This window comes from Micromonospora sp. NPDC047187, from assembly GCF_040643355.1.
Taxonomy (GTDB): domain Bacteria; phylum Actinomycetota; class Actinomycetes; order Mycobacteriales; family Micromonosporaceae; genus Micromonospora; species Micromonospora salmantinae.
Genome location: NZ_JBEYUF010000006.1, coordinates 1 through 25,588, shown reverse-complemented (window position 1 = coordinate 25,588; position 25,588 = coordinate 1). Strand labels below are relative to the sequence as shown.

The following is a 25,588-nucleotide window of genomic DNA, read 5'->3' as shown; positions in this document are numbered from 1 at the left end:
AGGGCGGTATACATGCCTCGCCCAAGGGGGGGTAAGGTTCCGCGCTCGCAGGGGAGTCGCCCCGGCGAGCTCGACCCGTTCGGTCCTCGGGTCGGGTGCCCGACACAAGTGGTGGCCGGCCAGCGGAACCGAAACAGCGTCGTCCGGCGTTACAACCGGAAGCGACAACATCGATATGGGAGAGTGAAACCGATGGCCACCGACTACGACGCCCCGCGTCGCGACGAGGTCGACCTCGGCGAGGACAGCCTGGAAGAGCTCAAGGCACGGCGCGTCGACTCACAGTCGGGCGCGGTGGACGTCGACGAGGCCGAGGTGGCCGAGAGCTTTGAGCTGCCCGGTGCCGATCTGGCCGACGAGGAGCTCACGGTCAAGGTGCTTCCGATGCAGCAGGACGAGTTCCGGTGCGCCCGCTGCTTCCTGGTCCACCACCGTAGCCAGCTGGCGGTCGAGCGTAATGGCGAGCTGATCTGCCGCGAGTGCGTCTGACAACCACAACAACACCGGCGGCGGCCTCCTGAACGGGGTCGCCGCTGCCGGTGTAGGCATGCGGCAGCGGTGGGTACCTGCTTGACTCGTAGCGGGTAGCCACAGCACCGGGAGGTCCGATGAGCGATCGAGGCGGCACCACCGATGGCGGCACGGACGGCCTTGGTGCCACCGGTGGCACGGACGACCTCGGTGCCACCGTCGCGGCGTTGACCGCGGACGACATCGCGCCGGCCCGACGCCGCCAACTGCTGACCCGGATGGTCGGGCAGGCCCGTGCGCGGGGCATCTCCGACCTGTTCAAGCCCCGTGCCGCCGTGCGATGGATGGTCGACGCCGTCGCCGAGATCGCCCCGCACGTGCCGGTACGGGACCTGGACACGCTGCGCCAGCACTTCCCCGGCCTGGACGACGCCGCCCTGGCCGACCGGCTCATCCGCAACGCGTCGAGGACCACCGCCGCGATCGGCGCGGCCGGTGGGGGCGTCGCCGCCGTCGAGTGGACGGTGGCTCCGACCCTGCTCTCCGCGCCGGTGCTGCTCGCCGCCGAGACCGTGGCCGTGGTGGCGGTGGAGCTGAAACTCGTCGGCGAGCTGCACGAGATCCACGGCGTGGCACTACCGGCCGCCGGCAGCCAACGGGCGGTCGCGCTGGTGCACTCACTGGGCCACTCAACGCGGTGTCAACCCGATGGTGCCCGGCGTGGGAGTGGGAGCGGTGCTCGGCACCGCCGCCCGCAAGGAGTTGCGGGACATGCTGCTGAGGCGTTTCGGTCGCAACCTCACCACACTCGGGCCGTTCCTGACCGGCGCGGCGGTGGCCAGCTTCCTCAACCGCCGGGCCACCCAGCAGATGGCCGACCAGCTCCAGGTCGACCTGCGCCGGCGGGGCATCGCCCGGCCCGCGCCACCGGCGGCCCTCCCGGGCCCGCCGACCGGCACCTGAGCGGGCCCTCGCCGGTGGGTCAGCCCGGCTCGCCGGCCGTCGGGTGGGTGGCCGCCAGGGCGTCCCGTGCGGTCAGCACCGCCTCGGCCAGCTCGACCGGGTGGCGGGTGCTCACCACCCAGAACGGGGTCGGATCCGCGGGATCGTCGAGGATCACCTGCACCGCGCCGCCGATCCACGGTCGCTGCACCACGAAGGCGAGCGGGTCCGCGCCGACGCCGAGCACCTCACGTCGGCCGGCCACGTCCAGCGGCACCACGTCGGCCACGAAACGGACCGGCAGGCGGGCGTCGTCCACCCGCAGCTCGGCGTCGGCCACCCCGATCCGGATCCGGCCCAGCCACCACAGCCCGACCGCGGTGAGCGGCACCAGCACGGCGAACGGCAGCCAGGTGCGGACGCCGGAGGCGCCCATCCAGATCTCGACGGCCAGCAACGCGGCGGCCACCAGCCCGGCCAGCCACAGCCACCAGGGCAGATCCAGCCGCTCGGTGTACGCCGAGCGGGCGGCGGCCGGCGGCTGATCGGCGGACGGGGAGGGCGACATGCTCACTCCTGCGAGGGTACGGCGCACGGCGGCTCGACGAACCGGCAGGATGGCAGGGTCACCCCGCGAACCGGACGGAAGAGGGGACCCGTGACCGACGTCGTACCCGTGCCTGTGCAACTGCTCGACCCGGAGCTGCCGTTGCCCACGTACGCCCATCCCGGCGACGCCGGGGCCGACCTGGTGGCGGCCGCGGACGTGGAGCTGCCACCCGGCGGCCGGGCCCTGGTGCCCACCGGCGTGGCCATCGCGCTGCCGGAGGGGTACGTGGGACTGGTCCATCCCCGCTCCGGTCTGGCGGCCAGGCTCGGCGTGACGGTGCTCAACGCGCCCGGTACGGTCGACGCCGGCTACCGGGGTGAGATCCTGGTCAACCTGATCAATCATGATCGGGAGGTGCCGGCGAAGATCTCCCGCGGCGATCGGATCGCGCAGCTCGTGGTCCAGCAGGTAGCGCGGGCGCGGTTCGAGCCGGTGGTCGAGCTGCCCGCGTCCCGGCGCGGGACCGGTGGGCACGGGTCCACCGGTGGGCACGCCGGGCTGGTGCCGTCGCCGACGGGCCAGGACCGGGTCGAGCGGCGGCCGAGCGAGCCGGGCCGCGGGCAGACGGAAGAGGTGGCAGGGTGAGTGTGAACAGCGGAGGGCAGGCGCAGTGATCTTCTCCCGAAAGCGGGCCGATGCGGAGCGGCAGACCCGTGACGAGCGGGCTACCCAGGTCCCGGACCAGGGTGATGCGACGCCGAGGCTGGAGCGCGGCCCGTACGACATCTCCGAGAGCTACGACGACGTGCAGCGACTCGACCTGGGCAGCCTGCACATCCCGGCGATCGCCGACGTCGAGGTGCGGGTGCAGGCCGACCCGCAGGGTGTGGTCCAGCAGGTGGTGCTGGTGCACGGTGACAACGCGCTCCAGTTGGGTGTCTTCGCCGCCCCCCGCTCCGAGGGGATCTGGGACGAGGTGCGCGAGGAGATCCGGCAGTCGCTGCTCCGCGACGGCGCGAGCGCGCAGGAGGTCGCCGGCGAGTACGGCCCGGAGCTGCACGCCCAGGTGAACACCCCGGACGGCGCGACGAACCTGCGGTTCGTCGGAATCGACGGGCCGCGTTGGATGGTCCGGGGCGTGTTCCAGGGCCCGGTGGCCACCGACCCGGCGATGGCCGGATCGCTCGTCGAGTGCCTGGACGGCCTGGTGGTCGACCGTGGGCAGGAGGCGAAGCCCGTCCGCGAGCCGCTGCCGCTGCGGCTGCCCCGGGAGGTCGCCGACCAGGCCGAGGCCGAGGCGGGCGACGCCGCCGCCGCGCCGCGTCAGGTCTGACCCGCGCGCACCGGCCCGCCGGAACCAGCCCCGTCGGCGTACGCTGGCGGCACGGTTCCGGCGCCGCCGGGGCCGGCCGGGGACGGCGAGCGTGGAGAGGGTGACGCGGAGGTCATGACGACCGACGAGGGCCGGGTGTCGCTGCGGCGCATCCTGCAGAGGTTCACCGCCAGCGAGGCCGAGATCGACGCGCAGGAGCTGCGTCGGGAGAGCGCCGAGTGCGGCGGGATCCCCGCCCAGCAGTGCTCCCGGGGCCAGCTGGTCTCGGTCGCCGGCCGGCTGCGCACTGTGGTCTACACGCCGCGCACCAATCTGCCCACCCTCGAGGCCGACCTGTACGACGGCAGTGACGTGGTGACCCTGGTCTGGCTGGGTCGGCGGCACATCGCCGGGATCGAGCCGGGCCGGCATCTGACCGCCCGCGGCCGGGTGGCGGTGCGGGACGACCGCAAGGTCATCTACAACCCCTACTACGAGCTGGACTCGCCCAAGTGACGGCACTGCGGACGGAAGGCCAGCGATGACGACGGGACAGGACCGGGCGGCACAGCCGGATACCGACCCTCAGGACGAGGAGCCGCTGCCGACGATCGCCGAGCAGATGGCCGACCAGCTCGGCGGCTGGCGCGGGCTGGTCGAGTCGAGCATCCCGGTCGTGGTGTTCGTCGTCGCCAACATCATCGGCGAGCTGCGGCCGGCGGTGATCGCGTCGATCGCGGTCGCCGTGCTGATCGCGGGGCTGCGGCTGGCCCAGCGTCGACCGATCCGGCACGCCGTCAACGGGCTGTTCGGCGTCGGCGTCGGCGCGGCCATCGCGTGGCGCACCGGCGACGAGCGCGACTTCTACCTTCCCGGCATCCTCTACGGCATCGGCTACGGCATCGCCCTGCTGATCTCGGCCGCGATCCGCCAGCCGCTGGTGGGCTGGATCTGGTCGGTGTTGGTGGCCAAGGGCCGTTCGGAGTGGCGGTCCGACCCGAAGCTGGTGCGCACCTTCACCCAGCTGACCGTGCTCTGGGGCGTGGTCTGGCTGGCCAAGGTGGGCGTGCAGGCCGGGCTCTACCTGGCCCACCAGGACACCGCCCTGGGCGTGGCCCGGCTGGCGCTGGGCTACCCGCCGTACGCGCTGCTGTTGCTGATCACGGTCTGGACGGTGCGCCGGGTCACCCGGGAGTCGCCGCCGGCCCCGCTGCCCAGCGCCTGAGCGAGGCCCTGCCGACCGGACCGCTCAGCGCGCCCGTCGGGGTCAGCGTGAGCTGCGGGTCCGTTCGACGCTGTCCGGCCCGAGGATCACCTGGCGGACCTGGTCCTCCACCTCGGCGGTGCAGACGAAGATCAGCTCGTCGCCGGCCTCGATCGGGTCGTCCGGGCTGGGCACCAGGACCCGCTTGCCGCGCAGGATCGCCACCAGGGCGGAGTCGCGGGGCAGCGGCACGGCGTGGATCGGTTGACCGACGTAGGGGGCGGTCGGCGGCAGGGTGATCTCGACGAGGTTCGCCTCGCCCTGCCGGAAGGTCATCAGCCGGACCAGGTCGCCGACGGTGACCGCCTCCTCGACGAGCGCGGCCATCACCCGCGGCTTGCTCACCGCGACGTCCACGCCCCACTGCTCGGTGAACAGCCACTCGTTCTCGGCCCGGTTGACCCGGGCGACCACCCGGGGCACCGCGAACTCGGTCTTGGCCAGCAGCGACAGCACCAGGTTGGTCTTGTCGTCGCCGGTCGCCGCGACCACGACGTCACAGCCGGCGATGTTGGCCTCCTCCAGGCTGCTCAGCTCGCACGCGTCGGCCAGCACCCAGTCGGCGGCCGGCACCCGGTCCGGGCGCAGCATCTTGGGTTGGCGCTCGATGAGCATCACCTGGTGCCCGTTGTCGATCAACTCCTGGGCGATCGAGCGGCCCACGTTGCCCGCGCCCGCGATGGCGACCCGCATGGCTCAGTGCCCTCCTTCCGGCGGCGTCGCCGCCACCGACGTGACCGCCGCCACGATGTCATCGCTGACCAGCATGAACACCTGGTCGCCCTCCTGTATGACGGTGGAGCCGGTAGGCAGCGTGCCGATGCCGAAGCGGATCAGGTAGGCCACCCGCGCCCCGGTCGCGTCCTCCAGCGTCCGCACCGGTCGGCCGATCCAGTCCTTGTGTACGGGCACCTCGACGATCGACACCGTGCTCGTGGGGTCGCGGAAGATCTCCACGTTGCCCTCCGGCACCAGGTGTCGCAGCATCCGGTCCGCCGTCCACCGCACGGTGGCCACGGTGGGGATGCCCAGCCGCTCGTAGACCTGCGCCCGGCGCTGGTCGTAGATGCGGGCGGCGACCCGGGACACGCCGAACGTCTCGCGGGCCAGCCGGGCCGAGATGATGTTGGAGTTGTCGCCGCTCGACACCGCCGCGAAGGCGTCCGCGCGCTCGATGCCGGCCTGTCTGAGCACCTCGCCGTCGAAACCGGCCCCGGTCACCGTGATCCCGGCGAAGTCGGGGCCGAGCCGGCGGAAGGCGTCGGCGTCCTGGTCGATCACCGCCACCGAGTGCCCTCGGGACTCCAGGCTGTGGGCGAGGGTCGACCCGACCCGACCACATCCCATGATCACGACGTGCACGCTGTCCCTCCCAAGGTGCGTACCACTTCCGCTGCCGGTGACCTTCGAGTGCGAGCCTGCCACGTCCCGGTCGCTAGCGGGGACCGACCGTACCCCGCCGTCGCGAGCAGCGGTGATCGCCCACCCCCGCGCCCCCGCCGTGGTGGTCGTACTCTTGGCGTTCGTGGCCAGTCCCACCTCGCTGCTGAAGCGGCTTCTTCTCGGTCGACCGTTCCGGTCCGACCGGCTCCAGCACACCCTCCTGCCGAAGCGCATCGCGCTGCCCGTGTTCGCCTCCGACGCGCTGTCCAGCGTCGCGTACGCGCCCGACGAGATCCTGCTGACCCTCTCCATCGCCGGTGCGTCCGCGTACTTCTTCTCGCCGTGGATCGCGCTCGCCGTGGTCGTGGTCATGCTCACCGTGGTGGCGAGCTACCGGCAGAACGTGCACGCCTACCCGTCCGGTGGTGGCGACTACGAGGTGGCCACTGTCAACCTGGGGCCGAAGTTCGGCGTCGGGGTGGCCAGCGCGTTGCTGGTCGACTACGTGCTCACGGTGGCGGTGTCGGTCTCCTCCGGGGTGGCCAACCTGGGCTCCGTGGTGCCGTTCGTGGCCACCCACAAGGTCCTGATCGCGGTGAGCGCGGTGGTCCTGCTCACCGCTGTCAACCTGCGCGGGCTGCGCGAGTCGGGCACGGCGTTCGCCATCCCCACCTACGGCTTCGTGATCGTGATGCTCGGGATGCTGCTCACCGGGCTGTTCCGGGTCTTCGTGCTGGGCGACGAACTGCGCGCGCCGAGCGCCGACCTGGTGATCCAGGCCGAGCACAGCGTGACCGGTTTCGCGCTCGTCTTCCTGCTGCTGCGGACGTTCAGCTCGGGCGCCGCCGCGCTCACCGGCGTGGAGGCGATCTCCAACGGGGTGCCGGCGTTCAAGGCGCCGAAGAGCCGCAACGCCGCCACCACCCTGCTGCTGCTCGGCACCATCTCGGTGAGCATGCTGATCGGGATCATCTGGCTGGCCCGGCTCACCCACCTGCAGTTCGTCGAGGATCCGAACCTCCAGATCGTCTCCGGCCCCGAGGGGTACGTGCAGAAGACGGTCACCACCCAGCTCGGCGAGACGGTCTTCGGTTCCGGATCGATCCTGCTCTACGTGCTGGCCGGGGTGACCGCCCTGATCCTCTTCCTGGCCGCGAACACCGCGTTCAACGGTTTCCCGGTGCTCGGCTCGATCCTGGCCCAGGACCGCTACCTGCCCCGCCAGTTCCACACCCGGGGCGACCGGCTGGCCTTCTCCAACGGCATCACCTTCCTCGCCCTCTTCGCGATCGTGCTGATCGTCGGCTTCCAGGCCGAGGTGACGAAGCTGATCCAGCTCTACATCGTCGGGGTCTTCGTCTCGTTCACCGTCTCCCAGGCCGGCATGATCCGGCACTGGAACCGGCACCTGCGCACCGAGCGGGACCCGGAGGCGCGCCGCCGGATGGTCCGCTCCCGGGCGATCAACACCTTCGGCATGGGCCTGACCGGCACGGTGCTGGTGATCGTCCTGATCACCAAGTTCCTGCTCGGCGCCTGGATCGCGATCGCCGCGATGGCGGTGATCTACGCGCTGATGTTGGCGATCCGCCGGCACTACGACCGGATCGCCGTCGAGTTGACCCCGCCGGACGAGGGTCGGGCCGTGCTGCCCGCCCGCAACCACGCCATCGTGCTGGTCAGCAAGCTGCACCAGCCGACGCTGCGGGCCATCGCCTACGCCCGCGCCACCCGACCGGACACGCTCACCGCGGTGACCGTCAACGTGGACGAGAAGGACACCCGGGACCTGCAGGCCGACTGGGAGCGACGGGAGATGGCAATCCCGCTCACCGTGATCGACTCGCCGTACCGGGAGATCACCCGCCCGATCCTGGACTTCGTCGCCTCCACCCGCCGCAAGTCGCCCCGGGACGTGGTCACCGTGTTCATCCCGGAGTACGTGGTCGGCCGTTGGTGGGAGAACCTGCTGCACAACCAGAGCGCCCTGCGACTCAAGGGCCGGCTGCTCTTCGAACCGGGGGTGATGGTGGTCAGCGTGCCGTGGCAGCTCGCGTCGACGGCGAGCAAGAACCTGGACCGGCTGGACGCCACGCTGTCCCGGACCCCGGCGCGTGGGCCACGCAGCGCCGTGCCACCGCTGGTCGCCGCCCCGCCGGTGGCCGCCGCGCCGCCCGGCGAGGGCGGGCCCGAGAACAGCGAAACGATGAGGAACACACGTGACTGAGCCGGGCGGTCCGCGGACCGCGACACCCAGGACGCCGTCGGCGTCGACCTCGTCGACGTTCGAGCGGGGGCTGGCCGAGACCGACCGGGTCGAGCTGACCGTCGACGCGGTCGCCCCCGGCGGGCACTGTGTCGCCCGGGTGGACGGGCAGGTGGTCTTCGTCCGGCACGCGCTGCCCGGTGAACGGGTCATCGCCGAGGTCACCGAGGTGCACCGCGGGTTCGTCCGGGCCGATGCGGTGACAGTGCTGAAGCCCTCAGCGGACCGGGTCGAGCCGCCCTGCCCGTACGCGAAGCCGGGTGCCTGCGGGGGCTGCGACCTCCAGCACGTCGCACCGGCCGCGCAGCTGGCCTGGAAGACCGCCGTGATCCGCGAGCAACTGGTCCGCCTCGGTGGGCTGACCGACGTCGAGCTGGACCGGCTCGGCGTCCAGGTCGAGGCGTTGCCCGGTGGGCTGCTCGGCTGGCGCTCCCGGGTCCGCTACGCGGTCGACGCCGCCGACCGGGCCGGCCTGCTCAAGCACCGCTCACACGAGGTGGTGCCGATCGACCGCTGCCGGATCGCCCACCCGGCCATCCAGCAGCTGCCGGTGCTCACCCCCACCGGTGCGCGCTGGCCGGCCGCCGAGGCCGTGGAGACCGTCGCCAGCACCGGCGGGGACGTGACCGTCACGGAGATCCGCGACGGGGTGCCCGCCCCGGTCAGTGGCCCGACCGAGGTCCGCGAGGTCGCCGCCGGACGGGACTGGACGCTGCCCGCGTCCGCGTTCTGGCAGGTGCACCCGGCCGCCGCAGACACCCTCTCCACGGCCGTGTTCGAGTTGCTGGACCCGCAGCCGGGCGAGGTCGCCTGGGACCTCTACGGCGGCGCTGGGCTGTTCGCCGCCGGGCTGGCCGCACGGGTCGGCGCGACCGGCCGGGTGACAGTGGTCGAAGCGGCGGCGCAGGGTGTCGCCGCCGCCCGGGAGAACCTCGCCGACCTGCCCAGCGTCGAGGTGGTGTCGGCCCGGGTGGAGACCGCGCTGGCCCGCCGACGAATCACCGGCCCGGTCGACGTGGTGGTGCTCGACCCGCCGCGCTCCGGGGCCGGCGCCCCGGTGGTCCGCGCGCTGGCAGCCGCCGGCCCGCGGGCGGTCGCGTACGTGGCCTGTGACCCGGCCGCCTTCGCCCGGGACGTGCGTACCTTCGCCGACCTCGGTTGGCGGCTGGCGGCGCTACGGGGCTTCGACCTCTTCCCGATGACGCAGCACGTCGAGCAGGTCGGGCTGCTGCTTCCCCCGGACGGGCGGTAGAACACCCCGCGTCGGCGCCTGACCGGGTGCTCAGCCGCCCACTCCCCGCCCGGCCCGGGTGCGTGGGGCTCGGGCCGAGCTGCGGAGTACCGGGGGGCCGATAGACTCTCCGGTCATGAGTGTTGAAGAGGACACGGCCAACCACGGCCGGCTGCTGGGGACGGTTCGCGGTCCGCAGGACGTCAAGCGGATGTCCGGCGAGGAACTGGACGTCCTCGCCGCCGAGATCCGGGACTTCCTGATCACCAAGGTCTCCCGTACCGGCGGGCACGTCGGGCCCAACCTCGGTGTGGTCGAGCTGACGCTCGCCATGCATCGCGTCTTCGACTCCCCCCGGGACCGGCTCCTGTTCGACACCGGCCACCAGGCGTACGTACACAAGATCCTTACCGGGCGTCAGGCCGGCTTCGACAAGCTCCGCCAGCGCGGTGGCCTCTCCGGCTACCCCAGTCAGGCGGAGAGCGAGCACGACCTCATCGAGAACTCGCACGCTTCCACAGCGCTGTCCTACGCCGACGGCCTCGCCAAGGCGTACGCCCTGCGTGGTGAGGCGCGCAGCGTCGTCGCCGTGGTCGGCGACGGCGCGCTGACCGGCGGCATGTGCTGGGAGGCGCTGAACAACATCGCCACCGCCGGCAACTCCCTCGTGATCGTGGTCAACGACAACGGCCGGTCCTACTCGCCGACCATCGGCGGGCTGGCCGACCACCTCTCCTCGCTGCGGCTCAACCCCGGCTACGAGAAGGTCCTCGACACCGTCAAGGACGCCCTCGGCTCCACGCCGCTGGTCGGCAAGCCGATGTACGAGGTGCTGCACGCGGTCAAGAAGGGCATCAAGGACGCGGTCGCCCCGCAGGCCATGTTCGAGGACCTCGGCATCAAGTACGTGGGCCCGGTGGACGGGCACGACGTGGTCGCGGTCGAGTCGGCGCTGCGTGCGGCCAAGAACTTCGGCGGCCCGGTCATCGTGCACGCCGTCACCCGCAAGGGCTACGGCTACCGTCCCGCCGAGGAGGACGAGGCCGACTGCCTGCACGGCCCGAGCAGCGCCTTCGACGTCGAGACCGGCGCGCTGCTGGCCGCGCCGTCGGTGAAGTGGACGCACGTCTTCGCCGACGAGCTGCTGGCCATCGCCGACGAGCGCCCGGACGTGGTGGGCATCACCGCCGCCATGGCCGAGCCGACCGGCATCGCCAAGCTGGCCCGCAAGTACCCCGAGCGGGTGTACGACGTGGGCATCGCCGAGCAGCACGCGGCCACCTCGGCGGCCGGGTTGGCGCTCGGTGGCCTGCACCCGGTGGTCGCGGTCTACGCCACCTTCCTCAACCGCGCCTTCGACCAGGTCCTGCTGGACGTGGCGATGCACAAGCTGCCGGTGACCTTCGTGCTGGACCGGGCGGGCATCACCGGCCCGGACGGGCCCAGCCACTACGGCATCTGGGACATGTCGGTCTTCGGGGTGGTGCCGGGGCTGCGGATCGCCGCTCCCCGCGACGCCGCCACCCTGCGGGAGGAGCTGCGCGAGGCGGTGGCCGTCGACAACGGCCCGACAGTGGTGCGGTTCCCGACCGGTGCGGTCGCCGCGGACCTGCCGGCGCTGCGCCGGGTCGGCACTGTCGACGTGCTGGCCGAGTCCGCCCGTACCGACGTGCTGCTCGTCGCCGTCGGCTCCTTCGGCCAGTTGGGCATGGAGGTGGCCGCCCGGGTCGCCGAGCAGGGGTACGGCGTCACCGTCGTCGACCCCCGCTGGGTGCGTCCGGTCCCGGCGGAGCTGGTCGACCTGGCCGCCCGCCACCGGCTCGTGGTCAGCGTCGAGGACGGCGTCCGGGTCGGCGGGGTGGGCGACGCGCTCGCCCAGGCGATGCGCGACGCCGACGTCCGGGTGCCGCTCAAGGACCTGGGTGTGCCGGCCGACTGGCACCCGCACGGCACCCGCGCGCAGATCCTCGCCGACCTGGGTCTGACCGCTCAGGACGTGGCCCGCAACGTCACCGGTTGGATCTCCGGCCTTGATGCCACCCCGGACCGCCTCACCCCCAGCGACGCGGCGGCACAGAACTGACGAGAACGAACAACGGCGGGCGTCCCTCGGGGCGCCCGCCGTCTGCGTACCCCATCGCCGCGTCGCGGTCTAGCCGCGACGCGCCCTCGCCCCGCCTCCGCCGATCTTGCACTTTCGATTGGCGTTATGCACCTTGCGCGCTGATCTGTCGGCACAGAAAGTGCAAGATCGAGCAGGCGGGGAGTGGCGGGCGGGGCGGGGTGGGGGTGGGGGTGGTTAGCGGGGGGAGATTGAGCGGTAGTGGGTCTTGTCGGTGTTGGCGAGGCTGTAGGTCTGGGAGCGGGACGGGGTCGGGATGACCGCCAGGCCGGGGCGGTCGACCAGCAGGGGAGTGCCCGGCGGGACGGACAGGGAGCTGTCCCGGGTGGCCCGCCAGCTCAGCACCACCAGCGGCTGACCGGGCACCGGCAGTTGGTACGCCTGCAAGGGGGTGGCCCGGTCGGCGGGTGAGACGACGGGCGCGCTCCCGTCGGCCGGTCGATAGATCACCGCCGTCATCGCGCCGGCGTCGGTGTCCCAGCTGAGCTGCTGCAACTCGGCCGGCTCGCCGCCGCCGAGGGCGACTTCGCCGAGCGATCGCACGGTGAGCTTCGCCATCGGCCAGGACGTCGGCACCGAGCGTGGGGCGTCCCGGTCCCCGATCCGGCGCGGGATGCTGCCGAAGGGGCCCCGATCGCCGGACAGCACGCAGGTGTCCAGGCCGGTGAGCGCCCGCCGGCCCGTGCCGGACTCGTCGCGGACCAACGGGTAGCGCGGGTCGACGGTGCCGGTGCCCAGGTCGATCAGCCGGTCGGCGGCCCGCCCACGGGGGAGCGACTCCGTGGTCCGCAGGGTCGCCGTCACGCCGACGGCCGTGCAGGACGGCACGTCGACCGGTGCGCTGAGACCGTCCGCGATGGTCAACGTCCGGTCCTGTGGTCCGAGGAGACTCTGCACCCGGGCCGAGACCAGGTAACGCCGGCCGCCGGCCGTCTGCACCGGCAGCACGTCGGAGTAGACGAGATAACCCGGATCGGTGTACTCGGTGGCGCGGGTCACCGCGTACCTGTCGCCCTCGCGAGTCAGTTGCAGCAGCCAGGACGCGCTCTCGCCGGGCACGTCGGCGGCCACCAGCGCCACCGGGGCGCCGTCGACCCGACCGGAGAAGAGGATGCCCGACGAGGGCAGGTGCGCGCGGTCGTCGGCCGGCGACCGCCAGCCCCGGACCGCCGCGGTGACCGCCGCCGTCGCCGTCGCGTCCCCGGAGAGGTCGCCCCGGGGCGGCCACACGGCGAGGGTGCCGTCCAGGCTGTCGTACCCGACCCGGAGGTCCTGCGGCTTCCGCTCGGCTACCGGACCGCAGGCCGTGCCGGCCAGCAGCGCGCTCAGCAGGACGGGAAGCGCCCTGCCGTACCGACGGCCTGGAGTCACCTGGCCCGCCCCCGATCGCCTCACCGTCGCTGTCGGAAAGCGCCATAGTACGAGATGTCCGATGCGGCGCCTCAGTTGGCCGGCACCCGAAGCACCATAGTGGACAGCACCGGGGGTTTAGGGTGTTTTGGTTGCTCCGGTAGACTCCGCCGACTGTGACGCCTGCCGAGTCCCGCGCCCTGCCCGCGCCGCACCCGGAGGCGGTAGCCGACTCCGCCGAGCTGGTGAGCTACCGCACACCGGCCGGCCTCTTCGCCGGCCCGCCCGCGCTGGCCGCCCCCACCACAGCGCCGGCCGAGCCCGAAGCGCCGGCCGCCCCCACCACGGCGCCGGTTGAGCCCGAAACGCCGGTCGAGCCTGGAGCGCCGGCCGAGAGCGCGGTGCCGACACGGGCGCGGTGGCGTCGGTGGACCCGGCGTCGGCAGCACCTGGCGGTGGGTGGCCTGTTCCTGCTCGCCGCACTCTGGGTGACCAGCCGGATCTGGCTGGACCCGTCCGGTCGGGTGGCCTCGCTCTACACCGGTGACCCGGCGCAGGTGCAGTTCTTCCTCGCCCACTCGGTACGCGTGGTGCTGCACGGCGAGTACCCGTTCTACACCGAGCAGTTCAACTACCCGGACGGCGTCAACCTGATGGCCAACACGGCCGTGTTGGCGCTGGGCATCCCGATGGTCCCGGTGACGCTGCTCTTCGGGCCGGCGGTCTCCTTCGTGGTGCTGGTCACGCTCGGTCTCGCCGGCACCGCCATGGCCTGGTACCTGATGCTCTCCCGCCACCTGGTGCGTACCCCGCTCGCGGCGGCGGTCGGCGGCTGGTTCTGCGGGTTCTCGCCCGCGATGCTCTCGCACGCCAGCTGGCACCCGAACATCATCAGCCAGTTCCTGCTGCCGTTCATCGTGTGGCGGGTGCTGGTGCTCACCCGCTCCGGAAGACCGGTGCGGGACGGGGCCCTGCTCGCCCTGCTGGTCACCGCGCAGGCGTTCATCAACGAGGAGATCCTGCTCTTCACGGCGCTGGCCTGCGGCGTCTTCCTGCTGGCGGTGCTGGCCCAGGAGCCGGCCCGGTGGTGGGCGGCGTGGCGACCCCTGGGCGTCGGCGTGTTGACCTGCGCGCTGCTGGCGGGGGCGCTGCTGGCGTACCCGCTCTACGTGCAGTTCGCCGGGCCGATGGCGTACCACGGGCTCAGCGACGCGGTGAAGGACTACGGCAACGACATCGCCGCCTTCTTCGCCCCCGGCTCGCCCACCCTCGGCGGCAACCAGCGAGCCAACATCAACCTGGCGCCGAACTACTCCGAGGAGAACGCCTTCTTCGGCTGGAGCCTGTCGATGCTGGCCATCGGCATCGTGGTCTGGCTGCGCCGCGAGTTGATCGTTCGGGCGCTCGCGGTGACCGGCGTGTTCTTCGCCGTGCTCTCCCTCGGCGAGCGGGTCTCCTGGTGGGACCGCGAGCTGATCACCGGGCCGTGGCAGTGGTTGGTCCACCTGCCGCTGCTGGACGCTGTGGTGCCGACCCGGTTCGGGCTCATCACCAGCGTGGTGATCGGCCTGCTGCTGGCGCTCGCCGTCGAGCGGGCCTGGGCGCTGCGGCCGGCCGACCGCCGTACCGTCCACGTGCTCACCGCCGCGGGCCTGGCCTTCGCACTACTGCCGATCGCACCGATGCCGCTGCGGATGGTCTCCCGGCCCCCGGTGCCGGACTTCATCACGGCGGACCGGTGGCGGGCGTACGTCGGGCCGGACCAGACGCTGGTGCCGATCCCGGTGCCCAGCATGGGCAACACGCACGGCATGCGCTGGGCGGCGGCCACCAACCTCGACTTCAAGATCCCCGGCGGTTACTTCCTCGCGCCCCGCAACGGAAACACCGGTGACCCGGGCCGGTTCGGCGGTCGTCCCAGCGGGGTGGGTCAGATGCTGGAGGAGGTAGCGACCACCGGCCGTACGCCCAAGCTGGACGACCGGCAGCGTCGGCGCTTCGCCGACGAGCTGCGGCACTGGCGGGCGGCGATCCTGGTGCTGCCGGTGCGGCAGCAGAACGCCGAGCCACTGCGACGTACGGTCGAGGAGCTGGTCGGCCCGGGCCGCCAGGAGTTGGACGTCTGGGTCTGGGACGTCCGGACGCTCACCGACCGTTCGGTCTGATGACCACCGGGACGACGTCCCCGAACATTTCGCCCCCGGTGACGGTCGGCGCGTTCCGGGCGGCCTGGCTGCGGGACGCGCTGGTGGTGGCCGGCTATCTGGGCCTCGCCGTGCTGGTGACCAGCGGGCAGTGGGGTCACCCGTGGCGGCTGTTCCACCAGGCGGGTGACCAGATCCTCTTCGAGTGGATGCTGGCCCACGCGGCGCATGCGGTGGTCGAGGGGGAGAACCCGCTCTTCAGCACGGGGTTGAACGCGCCCGACGGGGTCAACCTGATGGCGAACACCTCGGTGCTCGGCCTGGGTGTCCCGCTCACCCCGGTCACCCTGCTCTTCGGCTCGCAGGTGGCGTTCTGCGTGGCGGTCGTCGGCTGCCTCGCCGGGACCGCCGTCGCCTGGTACGTGCTGCTGCGCCGCCGGCTGGTCGGCACCCGGGCCCCGGCCGCGGTGGGTGGGCTGATCTGTGGCTTCGCCCCTGGCATGATCGCTCAGGCCGGCGCCCACCTGCACATCGCCGCCCAGTTCCTGGTGCCCGCGATCCTCGCCCTGGTGTTCCGGCCCGCCTCGGAGACGACGCGACACAGCGTGTGGCGGCCCGGCGTCGGCCTGGGGCTGCTGCTCGTCTGGCAGGTCTTCATCGGCGAGGAGGTGCTGGTCTTCCTGGCGCTCGCGGCCGGCGTCTTCGCGCTGGGTTACGCGCTCGCCGACCGGGTGGCCGCACGGCGGCTGGCGCCGGCCCTGTTCGGTCGGCTCGCGGTGGCGGCCGGCGTGGCGGCGGTGCCGTTGGCGTACCCGCTGTGGTTCCAGTTCCACGGCCCGCAGCACTACACCGGGATGGCGTTCGCCACCCAGGGCTTCCAACTGGACGTCGCCTCGTTCACCGCGTCGGCCCGGCAGACCGTGCTGGGTGACGACTGGCTGCCGGGGTTGCTCTCGCCGAATCCGACCGAGGAGAACTCGTTCTTCGGCCCGGGCCTGCTGGTGCTCGCCGTGGTGATCGTGATCTGGCAGTGGCGACGACCGCTGGTCCGGGCACTGGCCGCCTGCGGCGTGGTCTTCGCCCTGCTCTCGCTCGGCCACGAGCTGCGGGTGGACGGTGAGGCCACCGGCATTCCGGGGCCGTACCGGCTGGTCGGCGGGCTGCCGTTGCTCGATCTCGCGGTGCCGGCCCGGTTCGCGCTGATCTGCGTACCGGTGCTGGGTGTGCTGGTGGCGCTGTCCCTGGACCGGGTCCGGGCCGCGCGCGCGCCGAACGCGGCGCCGGGCCTACCGGTGCGGCTGCTGTGGGCCGGCGCGGTCGCCGCCGCGTTGCTGCCCCTGTTCCCGACGCCGATCCGCGTGGTGCCGGTCGCGCCGGTGCCGGCGTTTCTCGCCGCCGGTGGCTGGCGTCCACTGGTGCCGCCCGGTCGGACGGTGGTCGCGGTGCCCCCGGTCACCGGTGCCGCGCGCAGCCCGGTGATGCTCTGGACCGCCCGTACCGGTCTGGGGTTCGCCGCGCCGGGCGGTTACTTCATCGGCCCCAGCGGCCCGGACGACCCGGCGGCCCGCTGGGGCGCGCCGGACCGGCCCACGTCGGTGCTGCTGCGGCAGGTGGCCGAGACCGGCGCGGTGCCGGTGCTGACCGACGCCGACCGCCGCCAGGCCGTCGAGGACCTGCGGCACTGGCGTGCCGCGGTGGTCGTACTCGGGCAGGTGGAGCACGGTGACCCGGTCCGCCGGACCGTCGACGACCTGCTCGGCCCGGGCCGACCGGTCGACGGCGGCTGGTTGTGGGACGTCCGGGACCACGTCGGCTAACTAACCCACCAGGGCGCGCACGTCCCAGACCCAGACGTCGTCGACCCGCTGCGGTGGCCCGAGCAGGGCGGTGACCAGATCACGGAGCACCGCCTCGCGGGGGTGCGCCCCGAGCACCACCACCGACGCCCGCCAGAACCGCAGGTCCTCGACGGCCTGCCGGCGGTTCTCGTCGGTCAGCGCCGGAACCGTGCCGCTGTCCATGGTGGAGTAGATGAGGGAGCTGGTCGGCCGGTTCGGCGCACCGAAGACCCCCTCACCCAGCTCGTTCGGGCCGATGAAGTAGCCGCCCGGAACGGGGAACTCCTGCCCGGTCAGCGCACTCCAGCGCAGCGTCGGCAGACCGTGCACGTTGCTCGGGATCGGCACCGGCACCAGGGTTCGACCCGCCGGCACGTACGGCCGCCAGCCGCCAGCGGTGATGAAGTGCGGCGGTGGGTCGATCTGCTGGGCGGGCAGCGGGCGGGGGAAGAGCGGCAGCACGGCGAGGGCGACCGCCGCGTACCCCACCGGGCGCAGCCACCGACGGCGCGTGGCGGCCGGCACGGCCGGCTCGTCGTCGGACGTCGCCGGGGTCGCCTCGGCGACCCGCTGGGCCGGCACCCGTGGCCGGTCGGCCACCGGGCGCCCCTGGCGGTGCGCGGCGTCCCAGGTCAACGCGAGCAGTACGCCCACAGCGGCGGCGACCACCAGCGTCAACCGGGTCGGCATCATCATCTCGACCAGCGGCAGGTCGTCCGACACGTACGACCACGGGCCGCGCACACCGGTCTCCACGCCGTTGAAGCGCACGAACGGCCCGATCGCGGCGACACTGAACACCACGATGAGCACCGCGGCGATCCGGGCGGCCAGCGAGCGGCGTACGAGCAGCACCAGAGCCACCACCGAGAGCAGCACCAGGGGCCAACCGAACCAGGTGTTCTGCTCGGTCAGACCGATCGTCTTCTCCACGGCCGGGTCACCGGCCCAGGTGTCGCGGGCGAAGGTGACGAAGGCGACCAGGTCCTCGCCCCAGTTGTGGAACACGCCGCCCTGCAGGCCCCGGTAGGACTGCGGGCCGTTGAACTGGAACCAGATCGGGTACGCGGTGAGCACCAGGGCCAGTCCGCCGGCGACGCCGAGCCCGGCCAGGAACGTGCCGGCGGCGGCCCGGGTGGCCCGCGGCCGCTGCACGGCGTACGCCAGCACGATGACCAGGCAGGCCAGCGCGGTGAGCAGCAGCATCTCCTCGTTGATGAAGATCTGGTACGCCACCAGCGCGCCGAGCACGAGCCCGTTGCGGCGCCACCGGCCCGGCTCACCCAGGGTCAGCACCCGCACCACGATCAGCGGGAGCAGGAAGTTGGAGACGAAGTTCGGTTGGCCGTTGGCGTGGTGGATGATTCCCGGCGCGAAGCCGAGGAACGCGCCGCCGACGAACGCCGCCGCCCGGGAGCGCACCAGGTGACGGGAGAGCACCCAGTAGCCGGTGCCGGCGGTCGCCGCCAGCGCCGCGCCCAGGTAGAGCGCGTACATCACCTGGGGGCCGAGCAGCATGGTCAGCGGGGCCAGCGGCAGGGTCACCCCGAGCAGCGAGGTGTTGGCCATCATGTTCACCCCGTCCGGGGCGTTCTGACGGGCCGTGAACAGCGGGTTCTCCAGGTGCCGCACCGAGTACTCGCCGTGCGCGAACAGCCACTCGAACCAACTGTGATCGGTGGGCAGGTGCGAGGAGACCCGGCCGTTGACGTCACCCCAGTAGTTGAGGCAGACGAAGACGCCCAGCAGCACATAGGCTCCGAGGGCCAACAGGTCGGCTCGGGCCGGACGGCGTCGAGGCCGCCGTGTCGACTCGGCCTCGGCCGGGTCGGCGTCGGTAACGGGTTTCAGCGAAGGGTCTACCACCGGCACAGCCACGACGCGCCATCGTACAGGCGGGGTTCCGTCACTTTTGCCGGGCCGGTGCGCTGACGGTCGGTTTGCCGGACGGTGACCCGTCGGCCAGCCTTACCTGGTGACGGAAGGACGGTCGTTTGTCGATCATCGAGCTGGGCGAGATTCGCGACGAGCCCGCGTCGGCGCCTCCGGTTCACCGCCCGCGCGCCGTCGGTCGCCCGCTGCGCAGCGCGACTGTGCTGTTTCTCAGCCTGGTGGTGCTGGCCGGTGCCGCGCCGACGACGCAGCGAACGGTGAGCGTGGTGCCGGCGTCGCGGACGGCCACCGCGTACCTGGCCGGGGACGGCGTCTTCGTCGTCGATCCGCCGACACCCGACCGGGACCGGTACCTGACCGCGTACGCCCGACCGGCGCCGACCGGCGCCGAGGTGCGGCGGCGGTGGCAGGCGCCGCTGGCCCGCACCGGTGACTACCTCGACGTCCGGGTCGAGCAGGGGTTGGTGTTGGCGATGGCTGTCAACGCCCCCAACCGGCTGTTCCAGACCACCGCCTTCGACGTCGCGACGGGCCGGCAACGCTGGCAGCATCCCGGTGCTCCCCAGCCGACAACCGGCGGTGGCCTGCTGGTGACCAATGGCCGGGAGGACGGGTCGGGCGCGATGAGCGGGGTTGAACCCGGCACCGGCCTGGTGCTCTGGTCGGTGCCGATCCCGCCGGCCGCCAGCCCCACCTTCCATCTCGCTCCCGAGGGGCAGGTCGACCGGTTCGTGCTCCTGCAACCGACCGGCGAGGTGCAGGTGTACGACGCCGGCACCGGCCAACTGGTGCGCAGCATCGACACGCTGCCCGGTGACCGGTCGGCGTACCAGCGGGTGCAGGTCGTCGACGACCTGCTGCTGCTCGTCCCGCCGGGCAGCACCCGGCTGGTGAGCTTCGGGCTGGCCGAGTTGGAGCCACTGTGGACGGCGGAGGTGACGCTGGTGTCGCATGTGCTCGAATGCGGCGGTCTGCTCTGCGCGGTACCGCAGACCGGCGGCCTCCAGGTGCTCGACCCGGCCACCGGCGCCGTGCGGTGGTCGGAACCGGGCCAGGACGTCCTGGCCGACGTCCGGTACGGTCGGCTGCTGATGGCCCGGCCCGGCCAGGGGTACGCGGTGCGGGACGCGGCCACCGGGCAGGAACGGACCGAACTGGGCGCGTGGAGTCTGATGCCGGTGCTGCGCCCGGACGACCCGCTGGTTGGTGTGCGGCGCGGTGACGACGGTCGGATGGTCGTCGCCGAGCTGGACCTGCTGGCCGGCCGAACGCGGATCGTCGACGTGCTGCCGGGCATCGCCGGGAGTTGCCAGGCGTCCCTGCCGGTTCTGCTCTGCCAGCGCCTCGACGGCACTACCGCTCTGTGGAGGTTGACGCGGTGACCGACTCGGTGATTGACCTCGGCGAGCTGCGGGACGCCCCGGACCCGGAGTCGACGCCCCGCCCACCTCGCGGCCACGGTCGCCCGCTGCGCTGCGCGCTGGTCGTGGTGCTCGCGCTGGTCACGCTCGCCGCCTCCGCCGTCGTACCGCCCCGGCCGGCCCCGTTGACGCTGCCGGGCCGGCCCGGGTCGGATGTCATGGTCGATGGTGACCTTCTCCTGGTCATGGAGCCGGCCATCACCGAAGCGCGGCAGGCGCGGCTGGCCGCGTATCGGCTGCCCGGCGTCGAGCCGGTCTGGCAGGTGACGCTGCCGGCGGAAGCTCGGTACTGGGGGATGATTCCGCTGGCCGGGATGCTGCTGGCCACCGGGTACGAGATCGGCCCGGAGGGTCGGGAGACACTCACCGTCGCACTGGACCGGGCGACCGGGGCGTACCGGTGGCAGCAGCCGGGTGCCGTCTCCAAGCTGACCGACGGCAATCTGCTGCTGCGCAACGGCGGCGAGACCGTACCGTCCAGTCTGCGCGCTGTGGATCCGTGCTGCGGCACAGTGCGCTGGGAGCTGTCCGGCCTCAGCCCCGACATGAGGGTGCGGGACACCGGGCACGGGGTGGACCGGGTGGTGCTCAACCAGTCGGACGGGCCGGTCGAGGTACGCGACGCGATCACCGGTGCGGTGCTGGCCCGCGCCGACCTGCGCCCACCCGACGGTGGTCGGATCGGACTGGACCTGACCAAGGACCTGCTGCTGTCCATCGACAGAGGCTCGGGCACTGTCACCGCGTACGAGCTGGACCAGCTCAAGCCCCGCTGGACCCGCGCCAGGGTGCACATCGACTTCGCGCTGGACTGTGGCCCCGTCCTGTGTCTGCGCACCGGCAACAACGAACTACAGGCGCTCGACCCGGCGACCGGCGAGGTGCGCTGGCGCAGCAGCCAGTGGGGGTGGGCCTGGCCGGCCGACGGCCGGCTGTTGGCCAACCTCAGCGGTGTCGGTCCGTCGGAGCAGTACGTAGTGCTCGATGCGCTGACCGGCCAGCAACTGGCCGACCTGGGCCGGTGGGAGCTGTACCAACTCGGTGTCGGCGGCCGGCTGGTCGGCATACGCAGGCATCCCGACGGAGGGGTGCTCGTCGGCGAGCTGGACATCGCCGCCGGGAAGGTGCACATCCTGGACGCGCTGCCCGATGTCACAGGGGGGTGTCAGGCGGTCACCGGCTACCTGGTGTGCACTGCCACCACCACCGGCTCGTACCAGCTCTGGAAACTGACCGACTGATCACCAGTTCGGCTGGGTGGGCGGCGGGGGCAGCGGCACCGACGCGGGTCGCAGCACGTACGCCACCCCGCCGCTGCCGCGTTGCCAGACCGCCTCGAACCGCTGTCGGGGCACTGTGCGACGGACCGCGTCGTCGTCCGGGGCGTACGGGTCGTTGAGCACCGGGTCGCCGTCGGCGGTGAAGCCGACCAGCACCATCAGGTGCCCACCGGTGTCGTACCCGAGCCCCGGCACCTCGTCGGCCCGGAACGCGGCGGAGACGATCAGGGGGATGCCTGCGGCGACGAACGCCTCCGCCTCGACCAGCGACCGCAGCCGGGTGACGAACGCGTCCACCCCGTGCAGACCGGCGTACGCGGTGTTGAACGGCCAGTTGCCGGCCCCGGCGTACGCGTGGTCGTAGCAGTGCCGGGCGGCGTGTACCACCACCGGACGCGGGCCGGACGGCTCCACCCAGGCGTAGCGGTCCGGCGTCGGCTCGGCGCCCCAGTAGGCGAGCACCATCGAGGTGCAGGTGGGGCTGCACCAGGAGTCCCCACCACCGCCCCACTGCGGGTACTGGCCGGCGTGCAGCCGCTGCGAGTAGCGGGGCACGTCCAGCACCCGGCCTCGGGCGGCGGACGAGACGGGCTCCGCCGCGTACCAGTGGTCGGCCGTCGTGGGGCCGGTGGCGACCGCGCCGATGCTGCGCAGCACCGGGCCGCTCGGGCTGCCGGCGGGCCGACACAAGGTCACCCGCGTCTGCCAACCGGTGACCGTCGCTCCGGTCACGATCAGGGTGTCGGTGTCGACCCGGGCGCCACTGTCACGCTGTCCGGGCAGCGAGGTGCGCCGTACCGTGTGGTCGTCGGCGGCCCAGCGGGCCAGCCGGTACCAGTCGGTGCTGGGCGCGTCGTCGTGCCAGCCGCGCAGGTCGACCTCGATCCAGCAGCCGTCCGGGGTGTCGGCCGTCCAGGACGGCACCACCTCGGCGACGGCGAAGCCGACAGGCACCGGCGGCGACGTCCAGGTGCCCCGTTCGGCGACGCCGTCGAGGACGAGCCCTCGACCGTCGGCGAGCAGGCCGTCGCCGTCGCCGCTGCCGCTGGTCGTGTCGGCCGGCAGGTGGAAACCCCGGTAGGCGATGTCTCGCCGGGTGGGTGGTGCCGCAGTGGTCATGCCAGGTCCGTCCGTCGCTCGATACCGCCGGCCAGCATCGCGTACGCCGTGGTGGCCCGCAACGCCGGCCGGCGCGGACGGCGAGGGACGATGGTTGCCGGCCGGCACTAGGTTGTCGGTGGTCAGCAGCGAGGAGGCCGGGATGCGGGTACTGGTGGTCGAGGACGAGCGCAACCTCGCCGACGCGATCGCACGGGGGTTGCGCAAGCGGGGGATGGCGGTCGACGTGGCGTACGACGGCGACGCCGGCCACGAGGCGGCGTTCATCACCCGGTACGACGTGGTGGTGCTCGACCGCGACCTGCCGGGTGTGCACGGCGACCAGATCTGCGCCGACCTGGCGGCCTCCGGCGCGTTGACCCGGGTGCTGATGCTCACCGCCAGTGGCACCGTGGCCGATCGGGTGGAGGGGTTGCAGCTCGGCGCGGACGACTACCTGCCCAAACCGTTCGCCTTCGACGAGCTGGTCGCCCGGGTGCAGGCGCTGGGCCGGCGGGCCACCCCGGCCGCGCCGCCGGTGCTCGAACTGGCCGACCTGGTGCTCGACCCGGCCCGCCGGGTGGCCACCCGCGCCGGGGTGCCGGTGGACCTCACCAACAAGGAGTTCGGGGTGCTCTGCGAGCTGCTCAAGGCGCGTGGCGCGGTGGTCTCCAGTGAGGAGCTGCTGGAACGGGTCTGGGACGCGAACACCGACCCGTTCACCACCATCGTCCGGGTCACTGTGATGACGCTCCGCAAGAAGCTCGGCGACCCGCCGTTGATCGAGACGGTGGTCGGGGCGGGCTACCGCACCGCCGAGGTGAGCGCATGAGCCGGCGGCTGCGACCCACCCTGCGGCTGCGGCTGACACTGCTCAACGGGGTGCTGCTGATCGGGGCCGGAGCGATCCTGGTGTTGCTGGCCTGGCTGCTGGTCCGCGACGCGTTGCGCCCCACCGACGAGTTGGTGCCCGGCACGATCGTGCTGCTCTCCGACGGCCGGCAGATGGACGCCGCCCAGTGGCAGCGGCAGTTGGTCGACGCCGCCTCGGGGGAGCTGCTGGCCAAGGGCCTGGTCGCGCTGCTGGCGATCAGCGTGGTCGGGGTGGCCGGCGCGTACGCGGTGGCCGGTCGGGCGCTGCGCCCACTGCACCAGGTCACGGCGACCGCCCAGCGGCTCGGTGAGGCGACCCTGGACCAGCGGATCGGTTACTCGGGTGCCGACGACGAGGTGGCCGAGCTGGCCAAGACGTTCGACGCCATGCTGGACCGGATCGCGTCCGCCTTCGAGGCCCAGAAGCGTTTCGTGGCGAACGCCTCGCACGAGCTGCGTACCCCGCTCGCCGTGATGCGGACGGAGATCGACGTGACGCTCAGCGACGACGACGCGGACACCGCCGAGTACCGCCGGATGGCGACAGTGGTCCGCGACGCCTCCGAGCGGGCCAACGGCCTGGTGGACGCGCTGCTGGTGCTGGCCCGCAGCGAGGCGCAGGCGGGGCGGCAGCTGGGCCGGCGTACCGAGTGTGACCTCGCCGCGGGCACCGCCAACGCGCTGTCGGCGATGCGCCGCGAGGTGGAACGGATCGGCCTGCGGGTGCAGACGTCGCTGGAGTCCGCGCCGGTCGTCGGTGACCCGGGGCTGCTCGACCGGCTGGCCGGAAACCTGATCGAGAACGCGGTCCGCTACAACCACCTGCACGGTCGACTCTGGGTGCGTACCGGGACCGACGGTGACCGGTCCTGGCTGGTGGTGGGGAACACCGGCTTCGAGGTGGACCAGGCCGACGTGCCGGGGCTGTTCGAGCCGTTCCGCCGTGGTGGCCGGGAACGCACCGGAGCCCGTGGCTCCGGCCTCGGGTTGTCCATCGTCCGGGCGGTCTGCGCCGCGCACGGCGGCAGCGTACGGGTGGTCGCGCAGCCCGGCGGCGGCCTGGAGGTGACTGTCACCCTGCCGTCGTCGGACGCCCCGGTGGTCAACGGCGCGGTGCCCAGCCCCGGCTGAACGGGGTTGCGGAGGAGGCTCGGCCGATGGCAAGATCGCCGCGTCAGCCCAAGAAGCGAAGGGGGGTGCGTCGATGTCCGCCAATCATGACTCCGCGCCCCGGGTCTGCGCCGGCTGACTCCCGGAAGCGGAGCGTCCCATCCCGCACGGAGGGAACACCCGTGTATCCACGGATCCGCAACATCAGTTTTGACTGTCACGACACGTACGCCCTGGCCGGCTTCTGGTCGGCGGTGCTCGGCTACGCCCGGCTCCCGGAGGACCTTCCGAGTGACCCGGAAGCTGCCCTGCTGCCGCCGGACGGTGCCACTCCGAACATGTTCTTCCAAGCGGTGCCGGAGGACAAGGTGACCAAGAACCGGCTCCACATCTGCCTGGAACCGGTCGACCGGACCCGCGACGAGGAAATCGAGCGGGTTCTCGGCCTCGGGGCCACCATGATCACCGACCAGCGGCGCACCGACGGGACGGGCTGGGCGGTTCTGGCCGACCCGGAGGGGAACGAGTTCTGCGTGGTCCGCAGCGCCGGGGAGCGGGTCGACACGACTGTGGAGGACCAAGCATGAGTTCGACGATCCACAACATCAGCATCGACTGTCACGACACGTACGCCCTGGCCGGCTTCTGGGCGCAGGTCTTCGACTGCCCACGGCAGCCCGACGACTTCCCCGGCGACCCGGAGGCGATGCTCCTGCCGCCGGGTGGCCCGGAGGTGCTGTTCATCGCGGTGCCCGAGGGCAAGACGGTGAAGAACCGGCTGCACCTGGACCTGCAACCCGCTGACCGTACCCGGGCCGAGGAGGTCGAGCGGCTGCTCGGCATCGGCGCGACGCTCGTCGCCGACCACGTCGGCCCGACCGGTGGTGGTTGGGTGGTGCTCGCCGACCCGGAGGGCAACGAGTTCTGCGTGCTCGGCAACGCCGCCGAGCGGGTGGCCGCCGCAGCGGCGCGGGCCGCGGCAGCGGTAGCCGAACCGGCCTGACCGTCGACGTACGGCACCGGGCACCGGCCACCTTCGT

22 protein-coding genes and 1 pseudogene are annotated in these 25,588 nt (G+C 72.6%); 17 read left to right on the top strand and 6 right to left on the bottom strand.

From position 1 onward, the window contains the following. Positions 1–192: 192 nt before the first annotated feature. Positions 193–489 (top strand): DUF4193 domain-containing protein, encoded by a 297-nt coding sequence (locus tag ABZ794_RS12765; protein ID WP_007075406.1) that lies wholly within the window; start codon positions 193–195, stop codon positions 487–489. 119 nt (positions 490–608) lie between these two features. Then, positions 609–1,434, top strand: a pseudogene (locus tag ABZ794_RS12760) (hypothetical protein). A gap of 19 nt (positions 1,435–1,453) precedes the next feature. Here ABZ794_RS12760 and ABZ794_RS12755 read toward each other — a convergent pair. After that, a complete protein-coding gene (locus ABZ794_RS12755) occupies positions 1,454–1,981 on the bottom strand; it encodes a DUF3093 domain-containing protein (protein ID WP_210785168.1) in 528 nt (175 codons plus the stop codon). Between the two features lie 90 nt (positions 1,982–2,071). Between ABZ794_RS12755 and dut the strand changes: the two genes are divergently transcribed. From dut to ABZ794_RS12735, 4 genes are all read left to right on the top strand, one after another. After that, positions 2,072–2,608, top strand: coding sequence for a dUTP diphosphatase (gene dut, locus ABZ794_RS12750; RefSeq protein ID WP_210785169.1), 537 nt, complete (start codon positions 2,072–2,074; stop codon positions 2,606–2,608). Positions 2,609–2,633: 25 nt separating this feature from the next. Next, on the top strand, positions 2,634–3,296 hold the full coding sequence (locus tag ABZ794_RS12745; RefSeq protein ID WP_210785170.1) for a DUF3710 domain-containing protein: 663 nt from the start codon (positions 2,634–2,636) through the stop codon (positions 3,294–3,296). A 114-nt stretch (positions 3,297–3,410) separates the two neighbouring features. After that, on the top strand, positions 3,411–3,791 hold the full coding sequence (locus ABZ794_RS12740) for an OB-fold nucleic acid binding domain-containing protein (protein WP_124816055.1): 381 nt from the start codon (positions 3,411–3,413) through the stop codon (positions 3,789–3,791). A gap of 25 nt (positions 3,792–3,816) precedes the next feature. After that, the gene (locus ABZ794_RS12735; protein ID WP_210785171.1) at positions 3,817–4,500 is read left to right on the top strand and encodes a DUF3159 domain-containing protein; all 684 of its coding nucleotides are present in this window, start codon (positions 3,817–3,819) and stop codon (positions 4,498–4,500) included. 42 nt (positions 4,501–4,542) lie between these two features. Here ABZ794_RS12735 and ABZ794_RS12730 read toward each other — a convergent pair whose 3' ends face one another. Further along, entirely contained in the window at positions 4,543–5,232 is a 690-nt protein-coding gene (locus tag ABZ794_RS12730; RefSeq protein ID WP_210785172.1) for a TrkA family potassium uptake protein, read from the bottom strand. Between the two features lie 3 nt (positions 5,233–5,235). Then, positions 5,236–5,901, bottom strand: coding sequence for a TrkA family potassium uptake protein (locus ABZ794_RS12725; protein WP_210785173.1), 666 nt, complete (start codon positions 5,899–5,901; stop codon positions 5,236–5,238). Positions 5,902–6,064: 163 nt separating this feature from the next. On the opposite strand from ABZ794_RS12725, the gene ABZ794_RS12720 reads away from it, so the two are divergent. The 3 genes from ABZ794_RS12720 (at position 6,065) to dxs (ending at position 11,502) form a co-directional block, all read left to right on the top strand. Beyond that, on the top strand, positions 6,065–8,149 hold the full coding sequence (locus ABZ794_RS12720; RefSeq protein WP_210785174.1) for an APC family permease: 2,085 nt from the start codon (positions 6,065–6,067) through the stop codon (positions 8,147–8,149). A 70-nt stretch (positions 8,150–8,219) separates the two neighbouring features. Next, positions 8,220–9,440: a TRAM domain-containing protein gene (locus tag ABZ794_RS12715; protein WP_210785193.1), complete on the top strand. Its 1,221-nt coding sequence runs from the start codon at positions 8,220–8,222 to the stop codon at positions 9,438–9,440. A 115-nt stretch (positions 9,441–9,555) separates the two neighbouring features. Further along, positions 9,556–11,502 (top strand): 1-deoxy-D-xylulose-5-phosphate synthase, encoded by a 1,947-nt coding sequence (dxs, locus tag ABZ794_RS12710; protein ID WP_238690896.1) that lies wholly within the window; start codon positions 9,556–9,558, stop codon positions 11,500–11,502. A 216-nt stretch (positions 11,503–11,718) separates the two neighbouring features. On the opposite strand, the gene ABZ794_RS12705 is transcribed toward dxs, so the two are convergent. Beyond that, positions 11,719–12,873, bottom strand: a complete 1,155-nt coding sequence (locus ABZ794_RS12705) for a hypothetical protein (RefSeq protein WP_238690976.1) — start codon at positions 12,871–12,873, stop codon at positions 11,719–11,721. Positions 12,874–13,292: 419 nt separating this feature from the next. On the opposite strand from ABZ794_RS12705, the gene ABZ794_RS12700 reads away from it, so the two are divergent. Together ABZ794_RS12700 and ABZ794_RS12695 are read left to right on the top strand one after the other, a co-directional pair. Beyond that, complete coding sequence (locus tag ABZ794_RS12700) at positions 13,293–15,056, top strand: hypothetical protein (protein WP_307850601.1); 1,764 nt, start codon at positions 13,293–13,295, stop codon at positions 15,054–15,056. Continuing rightward, positions 15,056–16,852, top strand: coding sequence for a hypothetical protein (locus tag ABZ794_RS12695; RefSeq protein ID WP_247669784.1), 1,797 nt, complete (start codon positions 15,056–15,058; stop codon positions 16,850–16,852). Before ABZ794_RS12700 ends, ABZ794_RS12695 begins: the two co-directional genes overlap by 1 nt. Here ABZ794_RS12695 and ABZ794_RS12690 read toward each other — a convergent pair whose 3' ends face one another. Then, entirely contained in the window at positions 16,853–18,739 is a 1,887-nt protein-coding gene (locus tag ABZ794_RS12690) for a hypothetical protein (RefSeq protein ID WP_357515768.1), read from the bottom strand. A 128-nt stretch (positions 18,740–18,867) separates the two neighbouring features. On the opposite strand from ABZ794_RS12690, the gene ABZ794_RS12685 reads away from it, so the two are divergent. Next, positions 18,868–20,148: a PQQ-binding-like beta-propeller repeat protein gene (locus tag ABZ794_RS12685; RefSeq protein ID WP_210785178.1), complete on the top strand. Its 1,281-nt coding sequence runs from the start codon at positions 18,868–18,870 to the stop codon at positions 20,146–20,148. Next, complete coding sequence (locus ABZ794_RS12680) at positions 20,145–21,428, top strand: PQQ-binding-like beta-propeller repeat protein (protein WP_210785179.1); 1,284 nt, start codon at positions 20,145–20,147, stop codon at positions 21,426–21,428. Before ABZ794_RS12685 ends, ABZ794_RS12680 begins: the two co-directional genes overlap by 4 nt. On the opposite strand, the gene ABZ794_RS12675 is transcribed toward ABZ794_RS12680, so the two are convergent. Further along, positions 21,429–22,586, bottom strand: a complete 1,158-nt coding sequence (locus tag ABZ794_RS12675; protein ID WP_247669785.1) for a peptidase C39 family protein — start codon at positions 22,584–22,586, stop codon at positions 21,429–21,431. It lies immediately after the preceding gene. A gap of 142 nt (positions 22,587–22,728) precedes the next feature. On the opposite strand from ABZ794_RS12675, the gene ABZ794_RS12670 reads away from it, so the two are divergent. From ABZ794_RS12670 to ABZ794_RS12655, 4 genes are all read left to right on the top strand, one after another. Beyond that, the gene (locus ABZ794_RS12670; protein WP_210785180.1) at positions 22,729–23,397 is read left to right on the top strand and encodes a response regulator transcription factor; all 669 of its coding nucleotides are present in this window, start codon (positions 22,729–22,731) and stop codon (positions 23,395–23,397) included. Then, complete coding sequence (locus ABZ794_RS12665) at positions 23,394–24,569, top strand: HAMP domain-containing sensor histidine kinase (protein WP_210785181.1); 1,176 nt, start codon at positions 23,394–23,396, stop codon at positions 24,567–24,569. Before ABZ794_RS12670 ends, ABZ794_RS12665 begins: the two co-directional genes overlap by 4 nt. Positions 24,570–24,730: 161 nt before the next feature. Beyond that, complete coding sequence (locus ABZ794_RS12660; protein ID WP_210785182.1) at positions 24,731–25,135, top strand: VOC family protein; 405 nt, start codon at positions 24,731–24,733, stop codon at positions 25,133–25,135. Beyond that, positions 25,132–25,551, top strand: coding sequence for a VOC family protein (locus ABZ794_RS12655; RefSeq protein WP_210785183.1), 420 nt, complete (start codon positions 25,132–25,134; stop codon positions 25,549–25,551). Before ABZ794_RS12660 ends, ABZ794_RS12655 begins: the two co-directional genes overlap by 4 nt. Positions 25,552–25,588 lie beyond the last annotated feature (37 nt).

What these genes read in the sequence shown, in the direction of transcription:
- ABZ794_RS12765 (WP_007075406.1), top strand. Translation starts at nt 193, where the DNA reads ATGGCCACCGACTACGACGCCCCGCGTCGCGACGAGGTCGACCTCGGC.
- ABZ794_RS12755 (WP_210785168.1), bottom strand. Translation starts at nt 1,981, where the DNA reads ATGTCGCCCTCCCCGTCCGCCGATCAGCCGCCGGCCGCCGCCCGCTCG.
- ABZ794_RS12740 (WP_124816055.1), top strand. Translation starts at nt 3,411, where the DNA reads ATGACGACCGACGAGGGCCGGGTGTCGCTGCGGCGCATCCTGCAGAGG.
- ABZ794_RS12735 (WP_210785171.1), top strand. Translation starts at nt 3,817, where the DNA reads ATGACGACGGGACAGGACCGGGCGGCACAGCCGGATACCGACCCTCAG.
- ABZ794_RS12730 (WP_210785172.1), bottom strand. Translation starts at nt 5,232, where the DNA reads ATGCGGGTCGCCATCGCGGGCGCGGGCAACGTGGGCCGCTCGATCGCC.
- dxs (WP_238690896.1), top strand. Translation starts at nt 9,556, where the DNA reads ATGAGTGTTGAAGAGGACACGGCCAACCACGGCCGGCTGCTGGGGACG.
- ABZ794_RS12695 (WP_247669784.1), top strand. Translation starts at nt 15,056, where the DNA reads ATGACCACCGGGACGACGTCCCCGAACATTTCGCCCCCGGTGACGGTC.
- ABZ794_RS12675 (WP_247669785.1), bottom strand. Translation starts at nt 22,586, where the DNA reads ATGACCACTGCGGCACCACCCACCCGGCGAGACATCGCCTACCGGGGT.
- ABZ794_RS12670 (WP_210785180.1), top strand. Translation starts at nt 22,729, where the DNA reads ATGCGGGTACTGGTGGTCGAGGACGAGCGCAACCTCGCCGACGCGATC.
- ABZ794_RS12665 (WP_210785181.1), top strand. Translation starts at nt 23,394, where the DNA reads ATGAGCCGGCGGCTGCGACCCACCCTGCGGCTGCGGCTGACACTGCTC.
- ABZ794_RS12655 (WP_210785183.1), top strand. Translation starts at nt 25,132, where the DNA reads ATGAGTTCGACGATCCACAACATCAGCATCGACTGTCACGACACGTAC.